The sequence below is a fragment of the Roseitalea sp. MMSF_3546 genome, from assembly GCF_030732865.1.
In the GTDB taxonomy this organism is placed as follows: domain Bacteria; phylum Pseudomonadota; class Alphaproteobacteria; order Rhizobiales; family Rhizobiaceae; genus Roseitalea.
The window spans coordinates 17,677-28,357 of sequence record NZ_JASHKB010000035.1 but is presented as its reverse complement, the minus strand read 5'-3'; the positions used below and the strand labels follow the sequence as shown (position 1 = coordinate 28,357).

The window sequence follows — 10,681 nt, the reverse complement described above, 5'->3', positions numbered from 1 at the left end:
GTTCCTTCTCAATGGCCATGTGATGATTCTCCTTTCCATCATCATGGCCTCAAGCACGAAATTCCTGACAGTCCCCCCGGCTTTCCGAACAGCATACCGGCCCGTGGCGTCATCAAGGCCACATCAAGAGGCCTGACACACGTCCGATCGAAGACCCCGCCGAAAAACCGAAGATTTTGCTTGCTAAACAGGGGGCATCCACACACGCCGAAGGCTGGCTTCATCTTGCGGTGGTGCTCGACCTGTTGCTGAAGTCATTAATGCGCTCGATGTTTCCGTCACGTTCAACCTCACGCTTTCGAACCATAGTGGCGATGGCGAGGAGACCAAGAACTCCAAAACGCTGCCAACGAAGTTTCCGCACAGAGAGATGCGAAAGCGGGGATGGTTGGATGATCTGAAAAAGCCATCTCAAACTGACACTGGCTCCGATGTGGAACTGGCGGTATTGTACGTTCAGCGCGCCCACGGTCCTCATGCAGCATATGCGTTGCATAAGCGGACACGGCTTGGCAGCCAGTATGATGAGGGGGCTCAACCACCCTGAAACGGAAGGAGTAGACCCATGCAACTTGATCATATCGAACTCGGCAAGCTGAAACATGCTGCCGTCAACATGCGCCAAGGACCCTATCAGCGACTGTTTTTTCACCGGTTCGGTCCTTGTCAGTCCGTTGCCGGTGGCCGACCGATATAGAGCGATGGCGGGCGGCGCATTTCCTGGTCGCTGTTGTACTGCTCGATGGCGTGGGCCGCCCAACCGGCCGTGCGGGCCATGGCAAAGATCAGGTCCCCGGACCCGCGGACCATGCCCGCGACATAGGCCAAGGCCGCGATGGCAAAACCGATATTGGGCGGCGCGATGCCGCGATTGCGCTGGATTTCAAGGAATTCACCCAGCCGCGCCACCCGCGACGGATCGCCGTCCGAGCGCGCCAGCATGTCCAGGATCAGCCGGGCGCGTGGGTCGCCGTCCGGAAAGCGCCCATGGCCGAATCCGGGCAGACCGTCACCCTGACGCAGCCGCTCACCGACAACTTCGCCGATACTGCGCTGGCCATCGAGCGTTTCAAGATAGGATTCCACGGCCAAAGAGGAGGCCGACTGGATCGCGCCGCCGCTGCAATGCATCCCCGCCGTGATCGCCGAATAGATGTCGGCGCGCACCGAAGCGCCCATGCGCGCGGCAAGCGTGGTCGGCGAGGTCACATCGGCGTCAGCGGTCAACACAAGCGCCGCGTTGAGAACGGCCAGCAATGACGGTGCCGGCGGACCCGCGGCCAGACGCGACCACATGCGCGCGGCAAAGTCGAAATGCGCACCGGCGGCCGGAGCTGATTGCGCCGGCAAGGCGTCGATCAGCGTCGCCATCAACGTACTGACGCGCCGGACCGCTGCGATTGTGCTGAGGTCGTGGCGCATCGGGTCGAGCGTGGCCGCCACGGGGACCAGCGCCTTGGCCCGCTCGAAGGGCAGGATGCCTTCGGGCAGCAGATCGCCGACCTGGCGAAGCAGGCCGGCCACCGTCGGATCGGCATTGAAGACCGCATCGCGCCGCAACGCGTCCTGCCAGAGCAAATGGGCGACCGACTCGAAACGCTCGGTCTCGGCGAGCCGGCAGGCGCGGTGGCCGCGATAGTAGATGTCGCCATTGCCGAACGTGGTGATCGCCGACTTGAACGCCGGGCTCGGCCGCCCAGTCTTGAGGCTCTTGCGCCCGCGATCGGCGAGCCGCTCGACCTCCATGGCGTCAAAGTAACTGCCCGGCATGCCGTCCAGGGACTGCCGCTTGAGCATGCCCCGGCTGACATAGGCGTAGACGGTGGCGCGCTTCACATTGAGACGGGCGGCGGCCTCGTCGGCGGTGAGGAATCCGTTCTCCATTGCGACATTGATAGTGATCATTGATTTGTCGTCAATGTTGATAATTGATCTCCGTTTTGGCCTGGCTGATCCGAAGAGATGCGAGGGTCTGCGACGAGGCCCGGGAAATGCGTTGAAAGATACGGCAAAACAAACAAATACTGAGCAAAATCATCATATATTGATTTCAAATCAAGTATTGACAGCATTTGGATTTATACACGAATATGGGTCAGGTCGATCAATCTGGTCATGCCGGCGGCGATCGGCCGGGAGCCGGGCGCCATGTCATTGAGCGCAGTTGAACCAGGGAGGAGCAAATGAGCCACACCACAGATTCATCCATGTCCGGAACGAGACGGGCGCGAGCGCTGCGCGGCGTCCTTGCCGCGTCGGCGCTGGCATGTGCACAGTTGAGTCCGGCCACACTGGTGCCGGCTTTCGCCGTCGAGCGCGGCGGTACTGTCGTTCAAGCCGAGTGGATTGCCGTGCCCTCGCTCGACCCGCACCTGTCGAGCGCGGTGACATCGGTGGTCTGGTCGAACATGTTCGATTCGCTGTTCAGCTACACCCCGCCGCAAGGTCCTGGCGACACCTACGAGATCGGCCCTGCGCTGGCGACGTCGTACGAACTGGTCGAGGGCACGCTGGTCGAGTTGACGCTGCGCGACGACGCGGTCTTTCACGACGGCACCGCGCTCGATGCCGAGGCCGTCAAATGGAACCTCGAACGCGCCCGCGATCATGAGATGTCCACCCGCAAGCTGTCGGTGGAGAACATTTCAGAGATCACGGTCGTCGACGACCATACGCTCAGGATTCGGCTGGCTTCGCCGCAGCCCTTGTTCGACGTGCTGCTGTCTCCGGCCAATCCGGCCAATGTCTACATGGTCTCGCCGCAGGCGGTGGAGCAGATGGGCGAGGAGGAATTTGCCCGCCAGCCTGTCGGAAGCGGCCCGTTCCGCGTCGTCGATTACCGGCCCGATGACCGCATCGTCTTGGAGCGATTCGACGATCACTGGGAGGTCGGCGAGGACGGCGAGCCGCTGCCGTATGCCGACGCGCTGACCATCCGTTTCGTGCCCGACCAGTCCGTCGCCGCGCTGGAATTGCGCGCCGGCAGCATCCACGTCGCCGAGCCGCTCCAGCAGGACATCGCCGCGCTTGCCGCCGATCCGGACATCGCCACCCATGAAGTTCCGTTGACCGACCGGGCGCTGCCAAGCTTCTACATCACCTCCAAGCCCGAACTGGGATCGCCGTTTGCCGGCGATGTGCGCCTACGCCAAGCCGTGCAGCATGCCGTCAATCGCGAAGCAATGGCCGCGGTGATGGGCTTCGGCAACGCCACCGCCCACTACTACTGGGGCTGGTATCCCGGCGTTCCGGGCTATGACGAGAGCCTGCCGCGATACGAATACGATCCCGAAAAGGCGCGCGAACTGCTTGCCGAGGCGGGCTTTGGCGACGGCATCTCGCTCGACGTCAAGGTCATCAACCGGCCGCGCGACGTGCAACCGTTGGAGATCATGCAGGGCATGCTGTCGGAGGTCGGCATCGATCTCAACATCGTGCTGCTCGACCGGACGCCGTGGATCGACTCGGGCCGCTCGGGCAATTTCGAGGCCCTGTCGCACGCCAACACGGCCAACATCGACCCGCTTCTGCGCCAGCAGACGCGCACCGGCTCGTCCTCGAACTGGGCCGGTTATTCCAACCCGGACGTCGATGCGCTCTGGGAGAAGGTGTCGAACGTCGCCGACGTTGCCGAACGCGCCGAGATCTACCGGCAGATGCAGCGGATCATGCACGAGGACGCGTACTTTTTCATCGGCTATCGCATCCCGACGATCATGGCACACTCGGCCAAGCTGCACGGCATTGGCAAGACCGGCGGCTACGGCATGCGCTATGCATGGATCGAGCAATAGGCTGCTCTTCGCCCGAACCGTGATCCGGCTGGCCGCCTGACATGCGGCCGGTCCTGAAAGGCCCTTGAAATGGCACGCTATGTCTGGCGCCGCGCCCTGACCGCCCTGGTGGTCCTGTTCCTTGTCAGCGTAATCTCCTTCATCATCGTCTTCGTACTTCCCGGCGACACCGCAGCGGCGATCCTGGGCGAGGATGGCGGCCTCGACCGGGAACGGTATGAGGCATTGCGCGAGACACTGGGTCTGAACAAGCCGCTGATCACCCGCTATGTCGAGTGGGTCACCGGAGTTTTGCGCGGCGATTTCGGCGTCTCTTTGCGCACCAGCGAGGAAATCGGCCCCGCTCTGCTGCAACGCGCGGGCCCGACATTCCAGCTGGCGATCATGGCCATGCTGATAGCGGTGGCTGTGGCCATCCCCGTGGGCGTCGCCAGCGCCGTTCGCCAGGGAACGTGGGTCGACACGGCCGGCACACTCCTTGCGCTCAGCGGCATCGCCACGCCGGGTTTCTGGCTCGGCATCATGCTGATCCTGGTATTCGCGGTCTGGCTGAAGTGGCTTCCGCCATCCGGCTATGTACCGATCTGGGAATCGCCGCTGGAGTCCGTACGGCTGATGATCCTGCCAGCCGTGGCGCTCGCGACCGCGCTGATGGGCGTGACCATCCGGCAAGTGCGCACCGCCGTCATCGAGGTGCTGGGCGAGGATTACATCACCACCGCCCGCGCCAAGGGTGTTCGCGAGCGCCAGATCGTCTACCGGCACGCGTTGAGAAACGCGCTGCTGCCCGTCGTCACGGTGATCGGCCTGCAGATGGGCCAGACGCTGGCGGGAGCGGCAACCATTGAAGTCGTCTTCTCGATCCCGGGCCTCGGCCGACTGGCGGTCGACTCCATCTTCTTTCGCGACTTCACGATGATCCAGGCCGTCATGCTGCTGTTCGCGGTGATCGTTCTGGCGAGCAGCTTTCTGACCGATCTTCTGTATGCCCGGCTCGATCCGCGCATCCGGTATCGATGAGCCGATTGCTGGACCGATGAACACGCAAGCCTTGAAAGACTTCCTCTCCTCGCCTTTGGCCGTAATCGCGGTGACCCTTGTAGGGGCAGCGGTGTTTTCGGCCATCTTCGCCGATCTTGTCGCTCCGTTCGACCCCAACAAGCAGGATTATTCCGCCGTTCTGCAGTCGCCCTCGGCCGAACACTGGCTCGGCACCGACCAACTGGGCCGCGACATGCTGTCCCGGCTCATCCACGGAAGCCGCATCGCGGTTCTTGTCGGGCTAACCTCGGTCGGTTTTGCCGTCTCGGTCGGTTCGCTGCTTGGGCTGATCGCCGGCTATGCCTCGGGCATTTTGGACGAGGCCATCATGCGCCTGGTCGACGCGATCCTCGCCTTTCCCTCGATCCTGCTGGCGCTGGGCATCATGGCCGCACTCGGGCCAAGCCTTACGACCATTGTCATCGCCATCGCGATCGGCGACATGCCGGTCTTTGCGCGCCTGACGCGCAGTCAGGTCCTTTCCGTGCGCGAGCGCGACTTCGTTACCGCGGCCACGGCGATGGGCGCACGCGCGCCGCGCATCGTCTTCCGTCACATCTGGCCGCATGTCACCGCGCCGATCGTGGCGATGGCGACGCTGCATGTCGGGCTGGCGATCCTCACCGAGGCGGGTCTGTCCTTCCTCGGCCTGGGCGTGCAGCCGCCGACGGCAAGCTGGGGGACCATCCTGCGATCGGGTTTTGGCTATATCGAGGTGGCGCCCTGGATCTCGATCTCCTCGGGCATCTTCATCTTCCTGACCGTGCTGGGCGTGAGCTTGCTGGGTGACGAACTCCGACGCAAGCAGGACCCGCGCGCAACGGCGACAGTGCGGCCATGAGCGAGACCGTTGCGATGGACAACAACGACCAGACGCCGCTGCTCGAATTGCGCGGTCTGCATGTCGCATTTGCTGCACGTGGCGGCACCGTACAGGCCGTGGACGGTGTCGACCTGAGGGTGCACGAAGGCGAAACGATCGGCATTGTCGGCGAGTCCGGCTGCGGCAAGTCGGCGACCGCGCGGGCCATCCTGCGACTTTTGCCGGCCAACGCGGCCCGGATCGGCCCGGGCGAGATCCGTTTTTCCGGTCGCGATCTGCTCGCGCTCGGCGACGAGGCGATGCGTCAGGTGCGCGGCAGGAAGATCGCCATGATCTTCCAGGACCCGATGACCTCGCTCAACCCGGTCATGACGATCGGCGCACAGATCGGCGAGGCGCTTGCCGTGCACGAAAAGGCAACGCGCGCAAAGACCGAACGCCGGGTCGTCGAGCTTCTCGAACTGGTCGGCATACCGTCCCCCGCCAAGCGGATGCACGACTATCCGCACCAGTTCTCAGGTGGCATGCGGCAGCGCGCGGTCATCGCCATGGCCCTTGCGTGCCGGCCCAGCCTGGTGCTCGCCGATGAGATTACCACGGCGCTGGACGTGACCCTGCAGGCGCAGATCCTGGAACTGCTCAAGCACCTCTCGCAAACGCTCGGCATGGCGACCGTCATGATCACGCACGATCTTGGCGTCGTCGCCGGCATGACCAGTCGCGTCAATGTGATGTATGCCGGGCAGATCGTCGAGACGGCGCCGACGGACGAAATCTTCGATCATCCCACCATGCCCTACACCTGGGGCCTGTTGCGCTCGGCGCCGAATCTGGAGGCGCCGGAAGCCGAAAGGCTAACGCCCATCGAAGGGCTGCCACCGGATCTGTCCGACCTGCCGGACGGCTGCCGCTTCGCGCCGCGTTGTCCGCATCGCAGGAATATCTGCGGCGAGAGCACGCCGGCATTGGCACCGGCGCCCGGGCGCCCATCGGCTCATCTCACCCGTTGCTGGGGCGCACAGGACGTACCCGGTGGCGGCTGGCTCATCGGCCATAACTGGCAGAACGATGCGGCCGGCGCTCTCGTCGAGTCCGACAGCGAGGATGTGGGCCGATGAACATGTCCGCAAGTTTGGCGGCAGGTGTCCCGAGCGAGACCGCGCCGCTGCTCGATGTCGACGACCTGACGGTCCATTTCGGCGCGGTACGGGCCGTCGAAGAGGTCTCGTTCTCGCTCAAGCGCGGCGAGACGCTCGGCCTGGTCGGCGAATCCGGCTCCGGCAAGTCCACCGTGGGTCGCGCGATCCTGCAACTGACGCGGCCAACCGGTGGATCGGTCCGCTTCGAGGGCGCCGAGCTGACGAAACTTGGCCCGGCACGCCTGCGCCCGCTGCGCAAGCGCATGCAGCTGATCTTCCAGGATCCGCGCGGCTCGCTCGACCCCAAGATGAAGGTCGCCGACATCCTCGCCGAACCGATGATCATCCATCGCACGCATGGCGCTGCCGACCGCAAGGAGCGCGTCGCCGAGTTATTGCGTATCGTGGGCCTGGGTACCAACGTCCTTGACCGGTATCCGCATCAGCTTTCCGGCGGGCAGGCCCAGCGGATCGCCATCGGCCGTGCGCTCGCGCTCGATCCGGCGCTGATCGTCGCCGACGAGCCGATCTCTTCGCTCGACGTGTCGATCCAGGCGCAGGTGATCAACCTGCTGTCCGACCTGCGCGCGTCGTTCAACCTTTCACTTTTGTTCATCGCGCACGATCTGGCCGTCGTCCGGCACATCTCGGACCGTGTGGCTGTGATGTATCTGGGCCGTATCGTCGAGCTGGCCGACAAGCGGTCACTCTACGTGGCGCCATTGCATCCCTACACGCGCTCGCTGCTATCGGCCGTGCCGATCCCCGATCCACGGCGCGAGCGCGGCCGCCGCCGCATCATCCTGAAGGGCGAGGTGCCCAGCCCCGACAAGCCGCCAGCCGGTTGCGCGCTGAGCGCGCGATGCCCATTGCGCGCAAATCTGGGCAATCCGGAGGATTGCACAATGACCCGCCCGCCATTGCGGCAGGTCCGGCCAGGGCACAGCGTGGCCTGCCATTTCGCTGAAACGTCCGCATCGTCCGCCGCCTCGGGCGATGCCCAACCGCCCCACTGAGCGCAAGGAGCACCGTCATGCCAGCCCACATGTCCATCCGTCACCATGATGTTGTCGTCGTGGGCGGCGGCGCCGCCGGGATTGCCGCGGCTTCGGCGGCCGCCAGCAACGGCGCCGACACGCTGCTGATCGATGCCGGCCCCGTGCTGGGCGGCGAACTGCTCTCAGGTATTCCGATCGACGGATGTCTCAACACGCGCGGGGAATGGATCGTCGGGGGCTTCCTGACCGAGTTGCTGGACGACCTAAAACGGATGGGCGGCTATGTCGGGGCATTCTTCGATTGGCGAACGATTTGGGTCGTGTGCTGCGATCCCGAATGCATGAAGCTGGCCGTCGCCAACCGGCTACGCGAAGCGGGCGTCAACATCCTGCTCTACAGCTTCGTCGACGAGGTCGTGACCGATGGCGGACGTGTGCGTGGCGTGGTCGTGCTCAACAAGGCCGGCCGCACGCTGATCACCGCCGACACGTTCATCGATTGCTCCGGCGACGGTGACGTCGCCGTGGGGGCCGGCGCTGGCTTCGTTCACGGCGGCGGCAATGGCGTGTTCCAGCCGGTGACGATGGTGTTTCGCATGGCCGGCATCGACACGCAGCGGCTGCTCGACTTCGCCCGCGATCATTCGGAGAATTTGGCGCTCGCCGAAAACCCCTGGATAACCCAGTCGCGCGAGGAGTGCGTGCGTGAACTGGTCGCCCAGGGCTATCCCAAGGTCTTCTTGCGCGCCGACGGTCCGCTTCTGTCCCAATCGATCGAATCGGGCGAACTCTACCCGACCGCGCTGATCGGCGTAACGCCGGTGTCCACCCAGCGCCGCGAAGTATCCTTGAACACAACCCGCATCGCCAATATCGACGCGACTGACACCCAGGCGCTCAGCGCCGCCATGCCGCAACTTCTCGATCAGGTCTGGAACTGCCAGGCCTTCATGCGCAAGCGCGTGCCGGGCTTCGAGGAAGCGCGTTTTGCCGGGCTGGCGCCGCGCATCGGCATTCGCGAGACGCGCCGGATCTTCGGCGAGGAGATGCTTGCCGGCGACGACGTGCTGGCCGGGCGCAAGCGCGAGGACGGCATCGCCAAGGGGGGGCATCACGTCGACATCCATGGCGGGGGCACCGATCAGGTGCGCAAGCCCATCAAGGATGGCGGCTCCTATGACATCCCGCTGAGCTGCCTGCTGCCCAAGGGCCTCGAGAACGTCGCCGTCGCCGGCCGCTGCCTTTCGGCGGACCGACCGGCGCACGGTTCTGCTCGCGTCATGGGCACATGTATGGCGATGGGCCAGGCCGTTGGCACCGCGGCCGCTCTGGCCTGTGCGGGCAACAGCCCCGATCCCGTGCTGTCCGATGTGCCGGTCCAGGCGCTGCGCGAGCGCCTTGTGGACCAGGGCGCCATTCTCGACGGCACGCACTGACGAGCCCGCAATCACCGCTTGGACTGAAAGGACAACGAAAATGAGCTCGAAGATGGCCACGATGGAGACCGACGTTCTGGTCGTGGGCGGGGGGTCGGCGGGGATCGCCGCGGCAACGATGGCGGCGCGCAACGGCGCCGCGACCGTGCTCGTCGATGCCGGCCCGATGCTGGGCGGGGAGCTCAACTCCGGCATTCCCGTCGATGGGTGCATCACCGCCCGAGGGGATTGGGCCGTCGGCGGTTTCGCGCGCGAATTGTTCGCCACCTGCGCGCGATATGACGGTTATGTCGGCCCGGTCTGCGACTTTCGTGCGCTCAACGTTGTCTGCATCGATCCCGAGGCGGCCAAGATGGCGGCGATCGACTTGGTCTATGGTGCCGGCGTAAAGGTGCTCATGTACACCTTTGCCGACCAGGTGGTCTCCGGCGAGGGGCATGTCGAGGGCGTTGTCGTGCGCAACAAGCGCGGCCGCACGCTGATCCGCGCCAGAACGGTGATCGACGCCACCGGTGACGGCGACATCGCGACCGGCGCGGGCTGCCAGATGGCAGTCGGCGATCCGTCCAGTCGCTCAATGCAGCCTGTCTCGCTGCTCTTTCGCATGGCTGGCGTCGATGCGCCGCGGCTATTGGATTTCGTCTCCAATGCGCCGGAAAACGTGAGCGTTCTGGAATATCCCGGCTTCGCCGAGGACCGGAACGCGGCCATTCGCGGCCTGGTCGAGCAGGGCCTGCCCAAAGTGTTCTTCGTGCCGGAAGGCCCAGTGCTGGGCCAGGCCATAGCCGAGGGGCGGATGTATCCGACATCGCTCGTGGCGATCACGCCGATCTCCACGGGCCGCCGCGAGGTCAGCATCAACACCACACGGGTCGCCGATGTCGATGCCACCGATACCGGCCGTCTGAGCGCCGTGTTCGACGATCTGCACAGGCAGATCGAGATCTGCAGCCGGTTCCTGCAGTCAAGCGTGCCGGGCTTCGAGGATGCCGTCCTGTCGGCCATCGCTCCGCGTATCGGAATTCGCGAGACCCGACGCATCGTCGGCGATTACGTGCTGACTGGCGAGGACATTCTGGCCGGCCGCAAATTCGACGACGGCGTCGCCAAGGGCTGCCACGAGTTGGACATCCATGGCAGCGACACCGGCCATATCCGTGCCAACATCAAGGATGGCGGCTCCTACGACATCCCGCTGCGCTGCCTGATCCCGAAAGGCGCCAAGAACCTGCTTGTCGCCGGGCGCTGCCTCTCGGCCGACCGGGAAGCGCATTCCAGCGCCCGCGTGATGGGCTCGTGCATGGCAATGGGGCAGGCGGTCGGCACTGCCGCCGCCATGGCCCGCGAGATCAATGATTTCGGCGATGTGCGCGACGTCGATGTCGGTGCCCTGCGCGCCCGGTTGACCGAACAGGGCGCCGTGCTCGAGGGCATCGTGTAGCGCCCGGAA

8 protein-coding genes are annotated in these 10,681 nt (G+C 64.7%); 7 read left to right on the top strand and 1 reads right to left on the bottom strand.

Translation table 11 applies throughout. The features are described from left to right. Positions 1 to 666 precede the first annotated feature (666 nt). Positions 667 to 1,905: a citrate synthase gene (locus RBB34_RS18340; protein ID WP_306120699.1), complete on the bottom strand. Its 1,239-nt coding sequence runs from the start codon at positions 1,903 to 1,905 to the stop codon at positions 667 to 669. Between the two features lie 278 nt (positions 1,906 to 2,183). On the opposite strand from RBB34_RS18340, the gene RBB34_RS18335 reads away from it, so the two are divergent. The 7 genes from RBB34_RS18335 (at position 2,184) to RBB34_RS18305 (ending at position 10,672) form a co-directional block, all read left to right on the top strand. Beyond that, the gene (locus RBB34_RS18335; protein WP_306120698.1) at positions 2,184 to 3,794 is read left to right on the top strand and encodes an ABC transporter substrate-binding protein; all 1,611 of its coding nucleotides are present in this window, start codon (positions 2,184 to 2,186) and stop codon (positions 3,792 to 3,794) included. Between the two features lie 69 nt (positions 3,795 to 3,863). Continuing rightward, positions 3,864 to 4,814: an ABC transporter permease gene (locus RBB34_RS18330; RefSeq protein ID WP_306120697.1), complete on the top strand. Its 951-nt coding sequence runs from the start codon at positions 3,864 to 3,866 to the stop codon at positions 4,812 to 4,814. Between the two features lie 16 nt (positions 4,815 to 4,830). After that, positions 4,831 to 5,676, top strand: a complete 846-nt coding sequence (locus RBB34_RS18325; protein ID WP_306120696.1) for an ABC transporter permease — start codon at positions 4,831 to 4,833, stop codon at positions 5,674 to 5,676. Next, positions 5,673 to 6,776 (top strand): ABC transporter ATP-binding protein, encoded by a 1,104-nt coding sequence (locus RBB34_RS18320; RefSeq protein ID WP_306120695.1) that lies wholly within the window; start codon positions 5,673 to 5,675, stop codon positions 6,774 to 6,776. Before RBB34_RS18325 ends, RBB34_RS18320 begins: the two co-directional genes overlap by 4 nt. Before the next feature lie 2 nt (positions 6,777 to 6,778). Continuing rightward, on the top strand, positions 6,779 to 7,813 hold the full coding sequence (locus RBB34_RS18315) for an oligopeptide/dipeptide ABC transporter ATP-binding protein (protein ID WP_306120694.1): 1,035 nt from the start codon (positions 6,779 to 6,781) through the stop codon (positions 7,811 to 7,813). A gap of 17 nt (positions 7,814 to 7,830) precedes the next feature. Continuing rightward, a complete protein-coding gene (locus tag RBB34_RS18310) occupies positions 7,831 to 9,231 on the top strand; it encodes an FAD-dependent oxidoreductase (RefSeq protein WP_306120693.1) in 1,401 nt (466 codons plus the stop codon). A gap of 40 nt (positions 9,232 to 9,271) precedes the next feature. Continuing rightward, entirely contained in the window at positions 9,272 to 10,672 is a 1,401-nt protein-coding gene (locus RBB34_RS18305) for an FAD-dependent oxidoreductase (protein ID WP_306120692.1), read from the top strand. Positions 10,673 to 10,681: the final 9 nt, after the last annotated feature.